The organism is Vibrio breoganii, assembly GCF_001677275.1.
Taxonomy (GTDB): Bacteria; Pseudomonadota; Gammaproteobacteria; order Enterobacterales; family Vibrionaceae; genus Vibrio; species Vibrio breoganii.
Genome location: NZ_CP016178.1, coordinates 351,257 through 371,061 on the forward strand (window position 1 = coordinate 351,257; position 19,805 = coordinate 371,061).

The 19,805-nt window shown below is 46.1% G+C and carries 19 protein-coding genes; 12 read left to right on the plus strand and 7 right to left on the minus strand.

Translation table 11 applies throughout. The annotated features are described in order from the left end of the window. Positions 1-130: 130 nt before the first annotated feature. The 6 genes from A6E01_RS14640 to A6E01_RS14665 all read left to right on the plus strand — a co-directional run bounded on the left by A6E01_RS14640 (position 131) and on the right by A6E01_RS14665 (position 6,684). The gene (locus tag A6E01_RS14640; protein ID WP_017027958.1) at positions 131-862 is read left to right on the plus strand and encodes an SDR family NAD(P)-dependent oxidoreductase; all 732 of its coding nucleotides are present in this window, start codon (positions 131-133) and stop codon (positions 860-862) included. 156 nt (positions 863-1,018) lie between these two features. Then, positions 1,019-2,122, plus strand: a complete 1,104-nt coding sequence (locus A6E01_RS14645) for a helix-turn-helix domain-containing protein (protein WP_017027957.1) — start codon at positions 1,019-1,021, stop codon at positions 2,120-2,122. Between the two features lie 145 nt (positions 2,123-2,267). Beyond that, the gene (locus A6E01_RS14650; protein WP_017027956.1) at positions 2,268-4,634 is read left to right on the plus strand and encodes a glycoside hydrolase family 3 N-terminal domain-containing protein; all 2,367 of its coding nucleotides are present in this window, start codon (positions 2,268-2,270) and stop codon (positions 4,632-4,634) included. A gap of 133 nt (positions 4,635-4,767) precedes the next feature. Further along, positions 4,768-5,961 carry a DEAD/DEAH box helicase gene (locus tag A6E01_RS14655; RefSeq protein WP_017027955.1) on the plus strand — a complete coding sequence of 398 codons (1,194 nt, stop codon included), beginning with the start codon at positions 4,768-4,770 and terminating at the stop codon, positions 5,959-5,961. Between the two features lie 31 nt (positions 5,962-5,992). Continuing rightward, a complete protein-coding gene (locus A6E01_RS14660) occupies positions 5,993-6,211 on the plus strand; it encodes a hypothetical protein (RefSeq protein WP_017027954.1) in 219 nt (72 codons plus the stop codon). Between the two features lie 86 nt (positions 6,212-6,297). Beyond that, a complete protein-coding gene (locus tag A6E01_RS14665; RefSeq protein WP_237334544.1) occupies positions 6,298-6,684 on the plus strand; it encodes a DUF4174 domain-containing protein in 387 nt (128 codons plus the stop codon). Between the two features lie 102 nt (positions 6,685-6,786). Here the strand turns inward: A6E01_RS14665 and A6E01_RS14670 are convergent, their stop codons facing one another. The 5 genes from A6E01_RS14670 to nrfA all read right to left on the minus strand — a co-directional run bounded on the left by A6E01_RS14670 (position 6,787) and on the right by nrfA (position 11,921). Beyond that, a complete protein-coding gene (locus A6E01_RS14670) occupies positions 6,787-7,179 on the minus strand; it encodes a 3D domain-containing protein (RefSeq protein WP_156744626.1) in 393 nt (130 codons plus the stop codon). Positions 7,180-7,419: 240 nt separating this feature from the next. After that, complete coding sequence (locus A6E01_RS14675; RefSeq protein WP_017027951.1) at positions 7,420-8,016, minus strand: acetate uptake transporter; 597 nt, start codon at positions 8,014-8,016, stop codon at positions 7,420-7,422. Between the two features lie 243 nt (positions 8,017-8,259). After that, positions 8,260-9,621, minus strand: a complete 1,362-nt coding sequence (locus A6E01_RS14680) for an APC family permease (RefSeq protein WP_065210550.1) — start codon at positions 9,619-9,621, stop codon at positions 8,260-8,262. 188 nt (positions 9,622-9,809) lie between these two features. Further along, positions 9,810-10,445 (minus strand): TPR domain-containing protein, encoded by a 636-nt coding sequence (locus A6E01_RS14685; protein ID WP_017027949.1) that lies wholly within the window; start codon positions 10,443-10,445, stop codon positions 9,810-9,812. A 90-nt stretch (positions 10,446-10,535) separates the two neighbouring features. Then, positions 10,536-11,921 carry an ammonia-forming nitrite reductase cytochrome c552 subunit gene (gene nrfA, locus A6E01_RS14690; protein ID WP_371958461.1) on the minus strand — a complete coding sequence of 462 codons (1,386 nt, stop codon included), beginning with the start codon at positions 11,919-11,921 and terminating at the stop codon, positions 10,536-10,538. Positions 11,922-12,427: 506 nt separating this feature from the next. Between nrfA and nrfB the strand changes: the two genes are divergently transcribed. From nrfB to A6E01_RS14720, 6 genes are all read left to right on the plus strand, one after another. Continuing rightward, positions 12,428-13,012, plus strand: coding sequence for a cytochrome c nitrite reductase pentaheme subunit (nrfB, locus tag A6E01_RS14695; protein ID WP_017027947.1), 585 nt, complete (start codon positions 12,428-12,430; stop codon positions 13,010-13,012). A gap of 8 nt (positions 13,013-13,020) precedes the next feature. Next, on the plus strand, positions 13,021-13,707 hold the full coding sequence (gene nrfC / locus A6E01_RS14700) for a cytochrome c nitrite reductase Fe-S protein (protein ID WP_017027946.1): 687 nt from the start codon (positions 13,021-13,023) through the stop codon (positions 13,705-13,707). 1 nt (position 13,708) lies between these two features. After that, a complete protein-coding gene (gene nrfD, locus A6E01_RS14705) occupies positions 13,709-14,656 on the plus strand; it encodes a cytochrome c nitrite reductase subunit NrfD (protein WP_017027945.1) in 948 nt (315 codons plus the stop codon). 72 nt (positions 14,657-14,728) lie between these two features. Beyond that, a complete protein-coding gene (locus A6E01_RS14710; RefSeq protein WP_065210551.1) occupies positions 14,729-16,708 on the plus strand; it encodes a heme lyase CcmF/NrfE family subunit in 1,980 nt (659 codons plus the stop codon). After that, the gene (locus tag A6E01_RS14715; RefSeq protein ID WP_065210552.1) at positions 16,705-17,139 is read left to right on the plus strand and encodes a cytochrome c-type biogenesis protein; all 435 of its coding nucleotides are present in this window, start codon (positions 16,705-16,707) and stop codon (positions 17,137-17,139) included. Before A6E01_RS14710 ends, A6E01_RS14715 begins: the two co-directional genes overlap by 4 nt. Then, on the plus strand, positions 17,136-17,516 hold the full coding sequence (locus A6E01_RS14720) for a hypothetical protein (protein WP_065210553.1): 381 nt from the start codon (positions 17,136-17,138) through the stop codon (positions 17,514-17,516). The genes A6E01_RS14715 and A6E01_RS14720 overlap by 4 nt, the downstream gene beginning before the upstream one ends. Here the strand turns inward: A6E01_RS14720 and gloA2 are convergent. Both gloA2 and A6E01_RS14730 read right to left on the minus strand, forming a co-directional pair. Continuing rightward, entirely contained in the window at positions 17,513-17,896 is a 384-nt protein-coding gene (gloA2, locus tag A6E01_RS14725; protein WP_065210554.1) for an SMU1112c/YaeR family gloxylase I-like metalloprotein, read from the minus strand. The two genes, A6E01_RS14720 and gloA2, sit on opposite strands and share 4 nt — an antisense overlap. 108 nt (positions 17,897-18,004) lie before the next feature. Continuing rightward, entirely contained in the window at positions 18,005-19,573 is a 1,569-nt protein-coding gene (locus tag A6E01_RS14730) for an arylsulfatase (RefSeq protein WP_065210555.1), read from the minus strand. Between the last annotated feature and the right edge of the window lie 232 nt (positions 19,574-19,805).

The window sequence follows — 19,805 nt, forward strand, 5'->3', positions numbered from 1 at the left end:
ATCTTAAATATTGAATCTTAATGAAACTACCGCCTAAAGAGCTAGATCCTTACTGCTTCAGTTTTTTCCTTACGCCTAAAATCTCAAATCAAGCTAATCTTTAATAGAGTTCCAAATTCAAGGAGGGAGTATGGGATACGTTCTAGTAACGGGGGCCAGTGAGGGCATTGGCAAGGCTATTGCCTATAAATTTGCGAGGCAACATCATCCGCTTATTTTGGTTTCACGCCAAGTCGATAAACTGAATGTGATTAAAGAAGACATCGAAGAGCGCTATGGGGTTGAAGTGATCATTTGCCCTGCGGATCTCGCTGTGCCACAGGCAGTCGACGAAATGTACGACCGTGCCATGAAGCATGAGATTGAAGTTTTTGTGAATAATGCAGGCTTTGGTGATTACAACAGAGCCTGGGACGTGGATATAGACCAGATTAGCAAGATGATTGATGTGAATGTTAAAGCGCTCACCAGACTCTCTTTACGTTTCATTCAAGATCATAAGAAGAAACCTGTTACTTTGATTAATGTGTCCTCTGCGATGGGATACGCCATTTATTCTGATGCGGTGGCCTATTCTGCGACTAAATTCTATGTCTCGGCGTTTACCGAAGGGATTGCGCAAAACCTCAAGGAAGGGGCTTTCCCCCTTAGGGTTAAGCTGCTTGCTCCCGGCCCTGTCACTACAGAGTTTGAAAAAAACGCCATTACAAAATCCAGCATGAGTGAGAGTGAGTGGGAAGGCCCACACACCGCGGAAGAAATGGCGAACTTTGCCTACCGTTTGTATGCCAGTGACCAGATCGTTTCTCTGCGAGAGGGCGAGACTATGCGTATTCAAGACCCTTTGTTTGGGTACGAATAGAGCAAATTTCGTGATGCGTGTTGTTATTTGTGATGCGCCACTAACAAAGGCGCATAGTAGGTACTTTTACCACTATCAGGTTTCGATATAATTCTAAGCCTATTCACAGTTCATGCACTGATGTGCCGATGAGTTGAACATGCTTGAGAATCTGATGTGAAAAAACTGTTGTTGCTATTAGATAGCATGATCTACTTTGACCGACAGGTACTAAAGGGTATCCAGGCTAAAGTCGAAGAACTCAGCCTCAAGGTCGAACTTCATCTAGAATCCTACACGGATACGGATTATCTGCATTCCCAGAAATGGGATTACGTTATTGCTGACCTCAATAAACCTAATGTCACTGATGCTCTGCAAGGACTGAGTGCCCATACTTTAGTGTTTAGAAACCATGATGGGGGGGACATACCTGCCGGTTTTTCTTCCGTTACTGTCGACAATTTTGGCCTCGCTGATACGGCGTTGCAAAGCTTTAAAAACAGTGGCTATCAGGCCGTCGGTTACTACACCAGTCAGCAAGATAAAGATGAGCAGTGGTGTTTAGAGCGCCGTGCGGGTTTTACTCAGTCTGCCCAAACCGGCGGTTTTGCCATCGTAGAAGATATTGAGCAGGCTATTACCAACAAGGATTTCCCGATAGGGGTGTATTGCTCGTCAGATCGCTCAGCACGAAAGCTGGTTAATCTTTGTTATCGTAACTCTGTGAGCGTACCTGAGCAGGTGTCCATCATAGGCACAGACTACGATGATACCGAGCGGATGTTATCTTCAATTCCTTTGAGCTCCGTTGCCTTGAACCCTGTTGAGTTAGGTAAGCTTTGTATCGAAACGCTATTTAAATCAGTTAGATACAAAAAATCCTATCAAGAGATGTTCTCCTCATACGAGCTGCTCCACGGTGGCACAACGCAGTCTGCGCTTGAGCTAGATACCATACTGGTAAAGGCTGAAGGATTTATTCGCAATAACTTTCATAGAAACATTAAGATCAAGCAAGTCACTGACCATTGCCGAGTATCGAGAAAAACCTTAGACAACCGTTTTTTACAGAGCTATGGCAAAACAGCCCATCAGTTCATTACCAAACAAAGGCTAGACAAAGCGAAGCAATTACTGGTTTCTACCGAGGACAGTATCGATGCCATCGCCAAACAGTGTGGTTACCCTAATCAGAGCTATCTTTCTCAAGTGTTTATGAAGGAGTTAAGCACCACACCAAACCGTTATCGTCAGCAAATAGACAAATCATCGCTCTAGATTTTGTTAGTTATTTGGCGCAGTAACCTTTCTTTTTTATATATTTGGTAAGTTGAATTATCAATTTTATAACTGCGCTCCATCAAGCAGAGTTTCTTATCGATTATCGCGATAATCCGTTGCATTGTTTAAACGGAGTATCGTTATGACCCTATACAAAGATGCATCATTCTCAACCCAAGAAAGGGTTGCCGATCTTATGGCAAGAATGACTATAGAAGAAAAAATTGCTCAGCTTGGAGCTCAATGGCTCATTCTCGATCCAGAAGGTGAGCACAAGGAGCGAGAGCTCGAAATGAGTGATAGCGAATCTGGACGCACGTTAAGTGACAAATTAAAGCTGGGTATCGGTCAGATCACTCGCCCACTAGGGACACATACAGTTTCTCCGGTTGATGGTGTTAAAGCCTTAAACGAGCTGCAAAAATTTCTTGTGGAAGAGACTCGCCTTGGCATTCCTGCCATCTCCCATGAAGAGTGTCTTGTGGGTTTGATGAGCTCAGAGGCGACCCTGTATCCGTCTTCCCTTAACTATGGGCATACTTGGAACCCTGAACTGATTTATAACGCAGCCAGTGATATCGGCCGTCAGGTTCGAGCGGTTGGTGCGAAGCAAGGGCTTGCGCCTGTGCTAGATGTATCTAGAGATGTTCGCTGGGGACGTACCGAAGAAACGCTAGGTGAAGACCCATACCTAGTTGGCGTTATGGCAACGCAATACGTTAAGGGCTTGCAGGGCGAAAATCGAGACCTATACGCTACTCTAAAACACTACGTTGGCCACTCCGCAAGCGAGGGCGCACGTAACCACGCTCCAGTTAATCTAGGCTTTAAAGAGCTTAATGACACCTTTATGTTGCCGTTTGAAATGGCGGTTAAACTAGGCAATGCGGGCTCAGTGATGCCGGCATATCATGATATCGATGGTGAGCCATGCCATGCGTCTCATTACCTATTGACTGAGGTGCTGCGTGAGCAATGGGGCTTTGATGGATTGATCGTGGCTGATTATGGCGGTATCGATCTACTTGCGGCTCACCACGCTGTTGCTGCAGACAGCACGGAAGCAGCAGCGCTTGCGTTTAACGCAGGTCTTGATGTTGAACTGCCAGACGATGCTTGCTCGAACCGCCTAACGAAGGCGCTAGAAGCCGGTCTTGTCAGCTTGGATACTATAGATACCATCGTAGAGCGCATCTTAAAGACCAAGTTTGAGTTTGGTTTATTTGAGAACCCTTACACTGAGATCCCAACAGAGCCACTGCACAACGACAAGAGCACAGAGCTTAGCTACAAAATTGCCAGTGAATCTGCAGTATTGCTAAAAAATGACGGTACCTTACCTCTGTCTAAGCAAACGCCTATTGCGGTTGTTGGTGCAACAGCGAACGATCCTCTGGCATTACTCGGTGGTTATAGCTTCCCTGTACATTTAATTTTAAGTGATACGGACAGTGGTGAGCTGAATTCAAATACATTATTGCAAAGTCTCAAAGCCTCTTTTGAAACAGTAGAATATGCCAAAGGTTGCGAGATCCTGACTGAGCGCAAAGCTAATGCCCCTGTGTTCCCGGGCGATGTGAATATGGCCATTGCGCAAGACCAAACGTCTCCAGTGAGCAAAGACACCTCATATATCCAGCAGGCTGTCGATGTAGCTCAGCAAAGCGAGGTAATTGTGGCATGCGTAGGTGATTTAGCAGGCTTGTTCCAAACGGGCACCATTGGAGAAGGTTCAGATACCGATAGCCTTGAACTGCCAGGCGTACAACGTGAGATGCTCGATGCACTGTTGGATACGGGTAAACCTGTGGTAGTGCTAGTGACCGGCGGTCGCCCTTACCAATTGGGCAGAGCCGAAGATGAAGCTAGTGCTATTTTGTATGGTTGGGCACCGGGCCAAGAGGGTGCAAACGCCATTGCTGATATCCTCTCTGGTGAGGAAAACCCAAGTGGCAAGCTAACCCTATCGATCCCAAAAAATGTCGGTGCTGTACCCTATTTCTACAACCATAAACTCAAGAGTGCGGGCACACCAATTGCTTATCACTTTGGTTCTGCGTACAACTTTGGGTTTGGATTGAGCTATACCCAGTTCGATTACAAGGATGTCGAGCTAACCAGCAATAGTGTCGAGTTTGATGGCACTATCGAGGCGTCGGTGACCATCACTAACACAGGCGCACGAGCGGGCGCAGAAGTGGTGCAGCTCTATACCCGCGATAAGCTGTGCTCTGTGGTGCGTCCGGTGAAAGAATTAAAAGGCTTCCACAAAGTCTGGCTAGAAGCGGGTGAGAGCAAGCGTATTACCTTTAGCCTACCTGTCGATATGCTCAACTTTACCAACGCCAAGCAACAGCGCGTTGTTGAAGGTGGCGAGTTTGAAATTATGATTGGCCGTTCATCAAGCGAGATTGAACACAGCTCTATCGTTAACGTCAATGGTAAGGTGAATACCCTACCTAAAGAGTGGCGTATGATCTGTGAAACAAAAGAAGTTCAGTCGGCGTAAGCCTCTAAACACAACAGGCCTTAATTCAAGCCACTCTTGCGAGTGGCTTTTTTGTTTGTGCGTGATACCATTCCGCAAGTTTTCGAGCCATAGCCTATGCTATTGCTGTCCATCTGTTTTTAATGAGTAATCTATGCCATTTACCAAGCTTGGTTTAAGCACACCTATCCTCAATGCCATCAATAAAGTTGGTTACGATAAGCCCACACCCATTCAAGAAAAAGCGATTCCGATCGTCCTAGAAGGGAAGAACTTGATTGCGGCAGCGCAGACAGGTACGGGTAAGACGGCGAGCTTTGTATTGCCTATTTTGGAGATGCTAAGCAAAGGCGAAACTCAGCGTAAGAAGCGTATTCGCGCCTTGATAGTGGTACCAACCCGTGAACTAGCGATTCAGGTGGATGAAAAGATCAAGCAATACGCTGAAGAGACCAAACTCACCTCTATGGCCATGTATGGCGGGGTAGAGTATCAGCCGCAGAAGCAAGGCCTCATTGATGGTGTGGATGTACTGGTTTCAACGCCGGGACGCTTGATTGATCTTTATGGTCAAAAAGCGGTGTACTTTGAAGAAGTCGAAGTGCTGGTACTTGATGAAGCGGACCGCATGTTGGACATGGGCTTTATTGAAGACATCAACAAGATCATTGCTCGCCTGCCACAAGATATTCAAAACCTGTTGTTCTCAGCAACCTTGTCGAACCCGGTTCGCGACCTTGCAAAGAGCGCAATTAATGACGCGGTAGAGATCTCTATTGCTAAGCACAGTGCTTCGAAGTCGAATATTGAGCAGTGGCTGGTGACGGTAGATAAAGATAAGAAATCTTCTCTATTGGCTCACATGATCAATGAGAATCAATGGGATCAAGCCCTTATCTTTATTGAAACCAAACACGGCGCAGCCAAGCTAGCGGCTCAACTTGAGAAGCGTGGCATTGCTGCAGAACCTTTCCATAGTGGCCGCAACCAAAAGGTTCGAGCTCAACTGCTTGAAGACTTCAAGGCAGGCAAGATCCAGTACATGATTGCAACCGGCATTGGTGCGCGTGGTATCGATATTGACGGGCTTCCGCGAGTGATTAACTACGACCTGCCTTATCCTGCGGATGAGTATGTGCATCGTATTGGGCGTACAGGTCGAGCGGACAAGAACGGTGAAGCTATCTCGTTTGTGTCTAGAGATAACTTTAAGAACCTTTGCATGATTGAAAGTCGTCTTGGTCACTTAATTGAAAGGCGTGAAATCGAGGGCTTTGTTCCAAGCAAAGAAGTGCCGATCTCGATCTTAAACTACGTACCAAAACATAAGAGAGAGCCTAACGATTAGGTTTCTTTAATCGAGTGAGAAAGGAGATACGATGACAAATGCAAACAAACAGAAGGTTAAAGACCTATTGATAGCAACCCGTTATGGTATCTCCGCATCTGAGATGAAAACCGTTATTGATGTTGAGCAAGAGGACGCATTAGTCATTATTGCTGAGCTAAAAAGTGAGGGCGAAGACATTCAAAGCTTGGGCGAAGGCATGAACCCTGAGCATCTAGTCCTATATTCTATTGGAGAGATTGAGCCTTAATTTGATCATGAGGCTAGCCAACGTCGTAGGTATTAGCGAACCTTGGTTGGAGAGGCATCATGAGGATTTTGATTTGGGTTATATCTATGACAACAATGAGTGTATTGGCATCGAGTAAGAGTGACGCTTCTTTCCTGCAACTTTCTGAGATGAAGTGGCAATATCGCATCTTGTTGATACAAGATCGTCCAGACTACCAACAAACGCTCACCAACGCCTCAGAAGAGATTGCAGATAGGCACCTAGTCTGGTTCCTAGTTTTGCCTAACCGAGTTGTTTCTAACTTGTCCGATTCTGTTCCTGAGCCATTGCAACAAGACATCAGACAGCGAATCTCAGACAAACCTGTGGTGCTGATTGGTAAAGACGGCGGAATAAAAATGCGAGAAGAACGCCTAAGCTTACCCTCCATATTTTCCACCATAGACTCTATGCCGATGCGACAAGCTGAAATGAACAGCAAATTACTTTAAACAGATACAAAAATGCCACCTATGAGAGAACTCTAGGTGGCATTTTTTATGGTGTTTTTACTTACGCTGTTGCGGTTTTTAAGCGGTTATAAACAGCCTTGCTTACTTTTCTTCATCCACTGTCCAGTGAATAGTGACCTCTTTTTTACCCCACTCTCGCGCTTTCTCAACATCGTTACCCATGTAGATATCAATCTTTTTTGTCCAACGCTTATTCATTTTGTCGAGAACCAAATAAGTACCATCCAATCCTTCAATAGTGACTTCTTGATTGTGGGTCAGCCCCATGTCGATGAGATCACGTGAAACCGCAATAGACTTCATGCCTGGCTTTAGAGTATCTCCCCAAGCGGCTAGATTTGGCGTTGAGTCAGTTTCACCAACACTTGAGGTATAAGCGCTAGCCGTTACCTTTAAGGATTGCTCATTACTGTCACACCCTGAAAGTGCAAAAACCGCCAGTGTGATAGCGATATAAGAGTTAAATTTCTTCATGATGTCGTCCATTACCTTTTAAAGATCCATATTGCGAATAACCATAGAGCCAATCGAGCGTTATTGGTTCATAGTAACGTATCGCGCGATGTCTCAGCCATAACAAAATGCACTCATTGTTATAGAGCTTCTATTCTTGTTCCCTTGTTCCCTTGTTCCCTTGCTCTATAAGCTATTAAGCAGATACAAAAATGCCACCTAAGAGACAACTCTAGGTGGCATTTTTTTTGTGTTTTTTGTTTACGCAGTCGCAGTTTCTTGAGGTGCGCTTGCAGCTAGTGCTGGGCTACCTACAGGTAGGATGGTGCGACCATATTCTGCGTTTAGCACTTGCGCCATTGCAAAGTAGATTGCAGATGCGCCACAGAAGATACCTTCGATACCAGCAATGAAGCCGATGGTGCTGTTACCAGTGAAGTCGTGAGCGGCCAGTAGGAAGAATAGAACGGTTAGCGAACCGAATACTACTTGCTTAGCACGAGGGTAACGAAGCGAACCAATGAACATGAAGCCTGTGAAGATGCCCCATAACACAAGGAACCAAGCCATAAAGCCTGCTGGGCTCGCTGGTAGACCCATGTACGGCATCACGATGATACCCACAAGCGTTAGCCAGAATAGACCGTAAGATGTAAACGCGGTCGTACCGAAAGTATCGCCACGCTTAAAGCACATGATGCCCACAATAACTTGGCTCAAACCACCGTAGAAGATACCCATAGCAAGGATCATAGAATCCATTGGAAAGAATCCTGCGTTGTGGATGTTCAGTAGGATGGTAGTCATACCAAAACCCATAAGTCCTAGTGGAGCTGGATTAGCCAGTTTGTTTGACATTGAGTCACCTTATTCAAAAATGTGCGTAAAAATTCGATGGAGAGTTTAATGTAGACCCATTAAATTACAAAAGAATGAAAATGAGAACTAAGATTCTATTTTTGGAATCTGCAGTGCATGACAAGTCATTAATGAAAGAATGTTGAGGTTTTGCCATGAAAGCGTTCGGACTCAGGCTAGTAAAATAAAAAGGGGAGCAGCAAGTGCTGATCCCCTTTAGTTCTTATATGTGCAACTTAGTGCTTAGTTAGCTCTAGGAGATGATTTCGCATATACGATGAATCCTAGACCTGCAATCGCACTAGATAGAACGAAAGAGGTGATATTGGATGGAATGAATCCGTACAGCGCATAGCCTGTACCCGCGATAGCGAGAACGACAAACAGTGGCAGAGCCGGAACGCGAATTAGGCGCTGTGCATCTGGCTGAGTTGAACGTAAACGCCAAACACCGATAAATAATAGTGCGTAGATGATCCACATAAGCGCGATAGGCAGGTCACCATACAAATCAAAGATACCGTTGTGAACACCTGTTCCAGCAAGGGCAAAGCCCACTAGCATGTAAAACGCCAGCAATACCAGCATGGTTAATCCAGAGCGAACCGGTAGGTTGGTTCTTGTAGAAACTGATAGCAATGCTTGAGAGCCAATGAAGTTGCGGCGCATAGCAAGAGAGTAAGGCATACGCATACCCAATAGCATCAAGCCATTAAAGCCGCCGAGTGCTGAGATAACAATGAAGAAGGATAGAGTTCTACCTAGGCTTTCACCAAATAGTAGATTAGCCACCTCAGAAACGCCCATTTCACCATTGGCAAAAGCGGCACCCTCAGACACTGACAGCAAGCCAAGGGTAAAGATCACGTACACCAAGCCGATGATTGCTAGACCGCCGACCATAGCTAAAGGCAGGTTACGTTGCGGGTTCTTGATTTCGTGTGCAATGGTGGTCACAAAGATCCAACCATCAAAGGCAAACAATACAGGGATCATGGCTCCCGCAATGGCTGCAGCAAAACTCACCTGAGTTACCGAAGCAATCGCATCAGCAGAAGCTGTAACGGCGTCACCTTGGTAGAAGAAACCAAATAATGCGATAGCAAGAAGCGGGATCAGCTTTATTAGCGTTGCGATGCGCTGAAGTAGTCCGCCCAAAGATTCAGCCAACAGGTTAGCTGCAGCAAAGGTGACGAAATACAGTGCTGAGAGACCTGCTAATACAGGCAGTGTCGGCTCAATTTGCAAGAACGCACAGGTAAATACCGCTGAGTAATAAAGGATAACAGCAAGAATGAGCGGTATATAAAGAACGGTTTGTACCCAACCAACGAAGAACCCAAAGCGCTCACCCCATGCGGTTTCACTGAACGACATTAATCCGCCGGTTTTCGAGCCCATTGATGCAATCTCTGAGATCACTATGGCTGCGATGGTGGTGAGTAGCGCCGCTAAAACCCATGCGATCACAGCATAGGTGCCATTGCCACCTGTGGCTTGCAGGACAGGGCCTGCCTTAAAGAAAATGCCAATACCGACAACGATACCAACAACCAGTGACACTGCCGTACCTAAACCGTATTTAGGCTGTAACTTTTCGTGCACTTCTACTACCTCAATTAACTTCTAACAAAAATCTTGAGCGATAAAACCCAAGCAAAATATTCAAAGGCGTGCAGTTTAGACTAACTGAAAATAAATGCGACCATAGTCATATAAGATAACGATGGATTGCGCTAGATAGTCATAGATGTCATCAAGGATAGGAGAGAAAGTAAGCGCTCTAAAGGTGACTAACGAATAAAAGACAGAGCCTGATTGATGCTACCAATGACCTTAGCTCTATCAACGCCTAAGCGATCAGAGTCCAATATCATTGTCCAATGAGCGATAGCTTGCTCATATCGTGCGCTCATAAAGTGGTCTGAGGCTATCAGTTGCAGCGCTGTTTCATTAAATGGATCCATCTCTAGGGTAATGTCTAATAAACGCTGAACATCTGCTGTGATGGTTTGTGAGTGTTGATAGTACTGGGCAGTGGCAAGGGCGGCAAATTGCCCTGCATAAGGGGCTTTTGAAAGCCTTATTGCATAGTCAAAACAGGTCGTTGCGGAGTCAAATTCGTATCGACCCATATACAGCTGGCCAAGTTCAAACCAGGCTTTAGCATCGTTAGGGTTGCCGGTAAGATGTTGTTGCTTTTCCTCCATGACTTGTTCAATGGTCATCGGCTCCATAGCAAGGGGAGGGGGCGGTATTTCGTTTTTTAGTACAAACCAAACACCCGATGTCGAACTAAAAACAACCACAGTCACCAAACTTGAAAGAGCAAGGCTGGCATTATTTGACAGCTGTCTGCGCAGCGCGACATAGAGCATGCCCACTGTGATTAAGACCAAACTGAATACTATCGCCGCCGTGCTGTGCATTGACTCTCCTGTGACCCTTGATATTACTATGACAAGGAGGCTCCGAATTTATCGGAGCCTCGGTTAGGTCATTACGTCTTCAAGCAGCGTTTAGTATGTTGCTTCACGCGCTTTGGCTTCTTCTTCCCATTTTGGCACAACAGTCTTCAAGAAGTGTTCTTTCTCAGCATTCATCGCATCCATATCCATGCCAAGAGCCGCTTGAGCTTTCTCTTTGGTTGAGATGTCAGGGATTGGTACTGGGTCTGTAATCCCTTTCTTCGCAAGAAGGCGAATCGTCTTCGTTCTTGCATCTGCTGCTCTATCTACCGCAGTACCTAGGACTTCTAGCGCAATCTCAGGAGCGTGCATGTGCACACCGTGTGATGCGATAGCGTAATCCCAGCGCCATTGAGCATGACGAATATCTTGTAGGATAGGCTCCATCTCTTGCTCTGTCGCGCCAGCATCCCAAGCCGCTTTTGCCTCAAAGTGAGCGGCAACAATTTGCTTCTCTGCAGTCAGCTTCATGTTCAGCACTTGTGCTTTACGCGTTGAAACTATGCCTTGAAGTTGATCTTTGCTTTGAGTGTGACAGTTCGCACAGGTATCTTCGAAGCGGTCGAATGGGTTACCAATCTTATGATCTGTGTATACAGTGCCGTCTTCTCTTTCAACTTTAGGCATATGGCAGTCAGCACACACGACGTTGTTCTTGCCGTGAATACCATCACGCCACGTTTCGTAGCCAGGATGCTGAGCTTTTAGCATTGGGGCTTTAGAGACGCCATGGGTCCAATCTGCAAAGCCTAAGGCGTCGTAGTAAAGTTCCATTTCGCCTACGCTCGTACCCATATCCCAAGGGAATTTAACGGCGTTTTTAGCATCTTTCACGAAGTAGTACTCAACGTGGCACTGCGCACAAACGCTCGCTTGTTGGTCTAGTCGAGATTGTTCTTCGAAAGGTTTGCCAATGGCTTGCATAGCACGGTCGACATAAGGACGGGTAATGGCTAGCTCAGGCTCGCCATTTTTGAATTTTTCACTGCCAGTATCGTGACAGTCAGAACAGCCAATAGGGTTAACGATTTCGCCACCAAGGCGCGCCCATTTACCTTCAAAATAGCCGTCTTCACCACGCTCATCAATTACACGAGCAACGTCAGGGCTTTTGCAGCTCCAACACGCCATAGGCATAGGTCCTGACTCTGCATCAGTAGGTCCGCCGGTACGCAAGGTCTGCCTTACATCGTCAACCGCATAAAAGTGGCCGCGTGCTTTGTTGTAATCTTTGGCAAAGCCGTAGCCCGCCCAAAGGATGACCATATTGGGGTCACCGGCAAGCGCATCGTCTATTTCTTCACTTTCGCTGGTGGCTTTCCAGCTATGATATTGATCGGGATGTGCTTCTTCGAATGCTTGATTACGCGGATCAATGCGCACTCCATCCTCGGCAGACGCAAAAGCACTGCAGGTCAAAAGACCTAACAAAGCTATAGGCGCGAAAAACCCTAGTTTCCACTGTTTGTTCACAATGCTATCTCCATATTCTCATTTTATGAATTGCGTTGTGGGGCAGCTTCCTAAAAAGAATCGGAGGAGAAGTCTATACGGTGGCGCTATATAGACAACGGAGTAAGTGTAAGTGATAAATAAGATGCCACATTAGCCAATAACAGCTGAATTGATCTAGATCAATTTATGGTATAGAGGCAGGTCACAAAAATTAACTTATATGTAAAAATTGATTAATGAGATCAATTATCAATTAAAAATCAATGGTTTACGACGCTTATGGCAGGTTTATTTAATGGATCTGTGTCACTAATATGCGTCAATAGACTCGTTATGTAGCACATAAGTAACTATTATTAACGGGTAAAGCGTTGTGGCTTATCCTAAATAAGAATTGATTGCACTTGGCTCAAATAATATTGAGCTGAGAGTTGTTAATTAGTGGTCGAAATAAATTAGATTCTATTTCGATTTAAGGAAAGGATACGATGGGCAATATTAAATTGACCATAGCCACAATGCTCCAATCTTTATTGGTGCTGTGCCTATTTGGTTATTCTATTAATGCTTTGGCCAATGATGGTGTCCCTAGTGATTCAGCAACATCAGAACGCTTTAAAGTAGAGTTGATAAGAGACAAAGATTACAAATGTACTCAATGTCACAAAGACTCTAAACACACTTTAGCTGGATCTCATGGACAAAATGTCATCGACGCAATGGGTAAAGAAGCCAATTGTACCGATTGTCATAGCAACATCGGGCCAGATCACCGCGACGGTGGATCAACCGTCATCAAATACTCTGATGCTCAGTCTCAAGCAGGGACAGATAAGCAACAGCTATCCCCTGAGATGATACTTAAGGCAAACAGTACTTGTATGGATTGTCATACGCCTGAAAGCCTACGTGAATCAAGCTGGACACATGATGTACACGCCAAGAACCTCACTTGTTCTAACTGCCACACGGTTCATGGAACCGATGCCAAGGTGCTGTCCTATGACCATAAGGCTATCGTCGGTATGTGTGTAGATTGTCATTCAGACTTTAACCACAAGCGCGAAGAGTAGGAGATGATATGAGTTGTTCTAGAAGAAACTTCATAGCTGGCGCAGGCGCTGTCATCTTTACTACAGGTGTTGGCACGACGGCGGCAATATCGAGCCGAAACTCGTTTGCCAGTGGCGAAGAAGAGGCGAAGATCAAATACGGCATGCTACATGATGAGAATGCCTGTATTGGATGTACTGCGTGTACTGAGGCATGCCGCGAGGTGAATAATGTTCCTGAGGGAGTCAGTCGCTTAGAGATTGAGCGATCTGAACCCATTGGCGAATTCCCTGACGTGGAGTATCGATTTACTCGAGACTCTTGCCAACATTGTGAGAATCCACCTTGTGTGTATGTGTGCCCAACAGGGGCCGCCTACAAGGATGAGAAGACTGGGATTGTTGATGTCCATAAAGAGAAGTGCGTGGGTTGTGGTTACTGCCTAGCGGCATGTCCGTATCAAGTGCGCTTCTTCCATCCAGAAAACAAATCAGCGGATAAATGTAATTTCTGTCGTGATACCAATCTTACAGAAGGTAAGCAACCAGCGTGTGTGGAAAGTTGCCCAACCAGCGCATTGGTGTTCGGCGATCTGAATGATCCTAACAGCAATATCAACCAAGCAATTCAGGCCAAGCCAGTTTATCGTGACAAGGTCACTTTAGGCACAAAGCCTCAACTGTATAAAGTGCCGTTTGATAAGGGGGAGGTGTAACATGAATAGTGCATTTCATTTCGACTCTTTGGTGTGGGATTGGATCATTGCAATCTATCTTTTCCTCGCAGGGATGTCCGCAGGTGCGGTGATCGTTGGCTTATATCTTAAACGCAAGGTCATCACCGGCGATGCATCGGACAATGGCATCATGAAAGCCATCGCATGGTTAGCGCCCTTTGGCATTATTGTGGGTCTGTTGATATTGGTATTCCACCTGACCAAGCCACTAGATTTTTGGAAGATCATGATTTACTACAACCCAACGTCGGTCATGTCGATGGGTGTGATCCTATTCCAGGTCTACATGGCGGTATTGTTTGTCTGGATTGGCATCATCTTTAGAACCACCATCGTGAATTTCTTAGGCGGTAAGTTTCAGTTTGTGGATGGTCTGCTTCTCAAGTTCAAAAGCTTCGAGAATGGCATTGAGTTATTCCTAGGATTCCTAGCCATTGCTCTAGCGGCCTACACTGGATTCTTGTTGTCAGCGCTACAAACCTATCCAATGCTCAACAATCCTGTGCTGCCGATCCTTTTCTTGTTCTCTAGTTTGTCATCAGGCGCGGCGGCGTGTTTGTTGTTTGGCATACTGGTGTTTAAAGAGGATGCGCATAGCTCAAGTGTGGCCTGGATTCATAGCTTCGAGCGTCCAGTAGTGATGTTTGAATTATTTGTTCTGGTTACGTTTTTCACCGGTCTTATCTTTACCGGTGGACAACATGAAGCGGCAGCTTGGAATGCCATCGGTGGCGGGTTCTGGTCCAATTGGTTCTGGTTTGGGGTAGTGGGAATCGGTATGTTGTTGCCGCTGGCGATGAACTACTTTAGTCCTTCTAGCACTAAACATAATCATGGTTTTATTCTCACCGTGACTAGTCTTAGCTTGATAGGCGTATTGATGCTACGTACCTTTGTATTGTATGCAGGGCAGATGACGGTCATTTAGAATCCGTCTTTTCAGCACCCAGGTAACTTGGATTCGTTCGAGCTACTTGGGTTTATTTTTATAGGGAATGGGATGCTAGCGAATCTAGGATTGTTTTGTTTGATCCTGACGGCAGTAGTCAGTAGTTGCGGCGCCGCAGTAGGGCTTTATAGCCTTTTGCTGCGCAAGCAAACTCTTGTACCTGCGACTATTTCTCGTTCTTTGTCCGCTGTTGCCTTCCTTTTTGCTGGGTTATCGCTATTACTACTGAGCTATGCGTTTGCCAGTGATGACTTCTCACTTTCGTATGTCTCGGATAACTCCAACAGTGCCTTAGCGTTGCCGTTTAAGATCGCGGCTACTTGGGGCGGCCATCAAGGCTCCATGTTGTTTTGGGTTGCCATCATTTCAGGCTGGTCTGTACTGGTTTCCCGACGAACTAATAGTGCCAGTGATTTTCATGCCAGTTGGCTGATGTTAGCGCTGGTGGCCATTTTTAGCTGGTTTACTCTGCTGGCATCGAATCCATTTGCAATGAATGAAGTGATGCCTTTTGAGGGGCGAGACCTTAACCCTATGCTGCAAGACATAGGGCTAATCATTCATCCCCCGTTGTTGTACGTAGGCTATGTGGGGTTTGCCTCTGTTCTGGGGTTAACCTGTGGCTACTTGATCGAGGCAAAGGGCGAAGCCGATATCTTTGAGCGCTTAACTCGTCATACGCTATTGGCATGGGTCTTCTTAAGCGCAGGGATCATCGTTGGTGCGGGGTGGGCCTACTACGAGCTAGGTTGGGGCGGTTGGTGGTTCTGGGACCCTGTTGAAAATGCCTCTCTTCTTCCTTGGCTAACGGCGACGGCGTTAGTGCATTCTGTCATGGCAAGCCGAAAGCAAGGCCAGCTAAAGGTATGGACGTTCTCGCTGGCGATAGTGACCTTCTGCCTTAGCATTCTGGGTACTTTTATTGTTCGTTCTGGGGTATTAACTTCGGTACATGCCTTTGCTGTGGATCCAAGCAAGGGGCTGACATTGCTTGGGATTTTAAGCTTAGTGTTTGTGAGTGCCTATGTTTTGCTTATCCATCGCGCCGCTTCAATCAAGTCCAATGCTATCTCACGATTTTCCAGCAAAAATACCTTTATTTTATGGGCTCTCAACCTATTTGTATTGGCCATGGCGATAGTCCTTCTCGGCACGTTTTATCCCATGCTGTACCAATTGCTCGGCTTAGGTAATATCTCCGTGGGTGCACCTTATTTCAACCTATTATTTGCGCCATTAACCATTGTTGCTCTAGTAGCAATGGCACTAAGTCCATTACTCAAATGGCAGGCGCAGTCGGGTGTTTTTCCGAGGAAACTGGCATTCATTAGCGCGTCGGTGAGTGCTTTCTTGGCCTTTGCCTTTATTCGTTATTACACCCATCAAGACAGTGAGGTCGCAGCCACATGGTCCACCTACGCGTTCATTACCACTTGGGCGGCACTATGGCTCACGGTGACCCATGTTCTTCGCTGCTTGCGAGTGCGTAAACAGGAATACCGATACAAGGTTTACTTAGTCTCCATTGCTCATATTGGCGTCGCTATACTGGCCTTTGGAGCCAGCATGAACAGCTATTACTCTTACGAGCTGACCGCTAAGCTGGGTCCAACCAAACTTGGCTCAAATAGTGAGGTACAGTTTGGTGATTATAAGATCCATTACCAACACACTAAGCTTTACGTTGCGCCAAACTATACCGCAGAACAGGGCGTCATCGAGATTACCGAACCCTCCGGCAATAGTGTGATTGCAAGACCTGAGAAGCGTCACTATCCCGTTCGAGTAATGAATATGACAGAGCCTTCATTGACGCCGTATTGGAATGGAGATGTGTATATCACGCTAGGAGAAAAGATCGATTCCGAGCATTACGCGGTTCGAATTCAGTTTAAGGCCTTTATTCGATGGATTGGAATAGGCGGCTTGCTGGTGGTATTGGCAGGTACTGGTTTACTTATCCGTGGTGCGTGGATTAAACAATTTAATCCACGCAAGCGAAGAGCCATTACTCGGGAGTATCAAGCATGAAACTAGTAAGGCGTGTGATAGTATTGTTGGCGTTAAGCCTCACCTTTGGGTCAAGTGTCCATGCAGCGGGTTATCAAAGCATCTCTCATCCTGTCGATTTGTTTGAGTTTGATTCTGTGGCTCAGCAAAAACAAGCGATTCATCTGGCTAAAACCTTGCGCTGCCCCATGTGTCAAAATCAAAATTTGATTGAATCTAACTCGGCGGTTGCCAAGGACATTCGACTTCGAGTGTTTGAGTTGGTTAAGGCAGGGAAGTCAGATAGTGAGGTGAAAGAGTATATGGTGGCGAGATACGGTGAGCACGTACTTTATCAACCTTCGTTTAGCATGAAGAATGCCCTGTTGTGGGGGATCCCTATCGCATTAGGATTGTTTATGATTGGTTTTAGTATTGGGCATATCAAGCGTTCGATTCGAGGCATACATTGAGACAGCAATACCACTTCAGACGCTCTACAGAAGGTCAGCTTTTGATCTGGGACGTAATCAAACTCGTCGAGATGGCGCAAGCAATGCCAGTCATCACTGTGCCTCTTGATGCAATCCAGGAACTAGATGAGGCCTTTTGGTATGATCTTGGCGGTGCTAAACCAACCTGTCGCAACATTGTGGAGCATGCCAAATTGATTCAACAGACAGACCTTAACTATCCCATTATCTTGTGTCATGAAGGACGGGTGATGGACGGCATGCATCGGGTTTGTAAGGTATTGATGCAAGGCGAAACACATATCAAGGCTGTGCAGTTTACAACGCCTATTGCACCGCATTTCATCGACCTTGACCCAGAAACGCTCCCTTATTAACCCTCGTAAAGCTCCAGTGGCAAATCATCAGGGTCTTTAAAGAAGGTAAAGCGCTTTCCTGTGAATTCATCAACGCGTACGGCTTCTACCTCGACCTCATTGCTTTGTAAGTGTTTTATACAGCTATCAAGGTCTTCGACTTTAAATGCTAAATGTCTCAGCCCCTGAGCTTCAGGAGTGCTTGGGCGTTGTGGTGGCGATGGGAAAGAGAATAGCTCTATTTGTGTTCCATCAGGCAAGGCGAGATCAAGCTTGTAGGAGTCTCTATGTGCTCGATAGTTCTCTGCAATAATGTCTAAGCCAAGAATATGTGTGTAGAAGTGCTTTGATGTTTGGTAGTCGCTACAGATGATGGCGACATGATGCGTACCCTTTAGCATGGCAAACCCTAAGTCATTGTTATTGCTTCATACTAACACGAATAAAAAAGCTCAGCCGCAAGGGCTGAGCAAAGTCTTAAAAGCTACATAATTGTAGTAATAGGAAGTCTATTTGTTCATCTCATCGATTTGCTTTTGTAGCTGGTCGATTTGATTTAGTTTTGCTTTCACACCCAAAGAGGTTTGGCTGATCGCAGCAGGGTTCAAAACTTGACCTTCTTGACGAGGGTATTGACCTAGAGTTGCAAAGAACTTACCAAGCTCATCTTGAACCGGTACGAATAGCCACATGTTGTCCGCCATCCAGCGTAGGTACATGCCTGATTCGTGTGGTGCTTTCTCAAATGGGTCAGCACGCAAGTGGATGATCTTCGGCCAGTTAGACTCAAAGCGCACCGCGTCAGTGATGTTGCCTTCTAGCGTTGCAAAGTGCAGTTTCCAATCATTCCAGCGGATAGCATTTAGCTCGCCGTTTGCTGTGAAGTAAAGTAGTGATTCACGAGGACCTTTCTCTTGCTTGCCTTCAAAGTAAGGCATGAAGTTGTAGCCATCGATGTGTACGCGCCACTCTTTACCGTTAGAGGTGTAACCCTCAGCAAGCTTCTCTTTCACATCAGGAACACCGGCTGCAGCCATGATAGTTGGCAACCAATCTTGGTGCGCCATCATGTCGTTGTAGCGAGAACCAGGATCAATCACGCCAGGCCAGCGAACAAGCTGAGGAACACGCATACCGCCTTCCCAAGTTGTGCCTTTCTCACCATGGAACGGTGTAGCACCGCCGTCCGGCCAAGATACTGTCTCTGCACCGTTGTCGGTAGAGTAGATAACGATAGTATTATCAGCAATACCTAGGTCATCCAGTTTGTCTAACAAAATACCCACGTGGTCATCATGCTCTAACATGCCGTCGGCATAGATGCTGATGCCTGATTTGCCTTGGTATTTCTCTTGAAGGCGAGTCCACACGTGCATACGTGTTGTGTTGTGCCAGATGAAGAAAGGCTTGTCCGCTTTTACTGCTTTTTCCATGAAGGCTAGAGAAGAATCTAGGAACTCTTCATCCGCCGTTTCCATGCGCTTACGCGTCATAGGGCCTGTATCTTCAATGCGGCCATCAGCGTAAGACTTGATGACACCACGAGGGCCGTAGTTCTTACGAAACTCAGGGTCTTTTGGATAGTAGTAAGTCTCTGGCTCTTCTTCGGCATTTAGGTGGTAAAGGTTACCGAAGAACTCATCAAAACCGTGTTTTGTTGGTAGATGCTGGTCTTGGTCACCAAGGTGGTTTTTACCAAACTGAGCCGTCATGTAGCCTTGATCTTTCAATAGATCAGCAATGGTTGGCGCCCAATCAGGAATGCCGTGAGTTGAACCAGGCATGCCGATAGTGAGAAGACCAGTACGAAACGGTTCTTGGCCAGTAACGAATGCGGCACGACCTGCAGTACAGGATTGCTGACCGTAGTGGTCAGTAAATAGTGCACCTTCGTTGGCAATACGGTCGATGTTAGGGGTTTCATAGCCCATCATGCCTTGGTTGTATGCGCCGATATTCCATAGGCCCACATCATCGCCGAAGATGGCAAGGATATTTGGCTTGTCTGCAGCTACAGCTGACGCTGATGCTGCTAACATTCCTGCTGAAATAGCCAGTTTGCTGAGTTGATTAGTCATTGAGACTCCATCACGTTTAGTAGGGAAAAGGATTGCGACAGTTCAGCGAAGCAGAATTAGGCTGTTAACGTTACCCGGGACTAACACTAAGAGGCTGAAAAGATGACTTATCTGAACTGCTGTTGGCACATAATGTAATTTTCAAGATGGGTGTTGTCGCTTTATAGACTGTATAACCATTGGTAATAAACCAAGGGTTTGCTTTATCAATGGAATGGGAGACTAACGATAA

Bases quoted from the DNA above. Each gene is read 5' to 3' on its own strand.
- A6E01_RS14655 (WP_017027955.1), top strand. From the start codon at position 4,768: ATGCCATTTACCAAGCTTGGTTTAAGCACACCTATCCTCAATGCCATC.
- gloA2 (WP_065210554.1), bottom strand. From the start codon at position 17,896: ATGCTAAAGGGTACGCATCATGTCGCCATCATCTGTAGCGACTACCAA.
- A6E01_RS14675 (WP_017027951.1), bottom strand. From the start codon at position 8,016: ATGTCAAACAAACTGGCTAATCCAGCTCCACTAGGACTTATGGGTTTT.
- nrfD (WP_017027945.1), top strand. From the start codon at position 13,709: ATGAATAGTGCATTTCATTTCGACTCTTTGGTGTGGGATTGGATCATT.
- A6E01_RS14640 (WP_017027958.1), top strand. From the start codon at position 131: ATGGGATACGTTCTAGTAACGGGGGCCAGTGAGGGCATTGGCAAGGCT.
- A6E01_RS14665 (WP_237334544.1), top strand. From the start codon at position 6,298: ATGACAACAATGAGTGTATTGGCATCGAGTAAGAGTGACGCTTCTTTC.
- A6E01_RS14650 (WP_017027956.1), top strand. From the start codon at position 2,268: ATGACCCTATACAAAGATGCATCATTCTCAACCCAAGAAAGGGTTGCC.
- nrfB (WP_017027947.1), top strand. From the start codon at position 12,428: ATGGGCAATATTAAATTGACCATAGCCACAATGCTCCAATCTTTATTG.
- A6E01_RS14715 (WP_065210552.1), top strand. From the start codon at position 16,705: ATGAAACTAGTAAGGCGTGTGATAGTATTGTTGGCGTTAAGCCTCACC.
- A6E01_RS14670 (WP_156744626.1), bottom strand. From the start codon at position 7,179: ATGAAGAAATTTAACTCTTATATCGCTATCACACTGGCGGTTTTTGCA.
- nrfC (WP_017027946.1), top strand. From the start codon at position 13,021: ATGAGTTGTTCTAGAAGAAACTTCATAGCTGGCGCAGGCGCTGTCATC.
- A6E01_RS14685 (WP_017027949.1), bottom strand. From the start codon at position 10,445: ATGCACAGCACGGCGGCGATAGTATTCAGTTTGGTCTTAATCACAGTG.
- A6E01_RS14710 (WP_065210551.1), top strand. From the start codon at position 14,729: ATGCTAGCGAATCTAGGATTGTTTTGTTTGATCCTGACGGCAGTAGTC.
- A6E01_RS14660 (WP_017027954.1), top strand. From the start codon at position 5,993: ATGACAAATGCAAACAAACAGAAGGTTAAAGACCTATTGATAGCAACC.
- A6E01_RS14730 (WP_065210555.1), bottom strand. From the start codon at position 19,573: ATGACTAATCAACTCAGCAAACTGGCTATTTCAGCAGGAATGTTAGCA.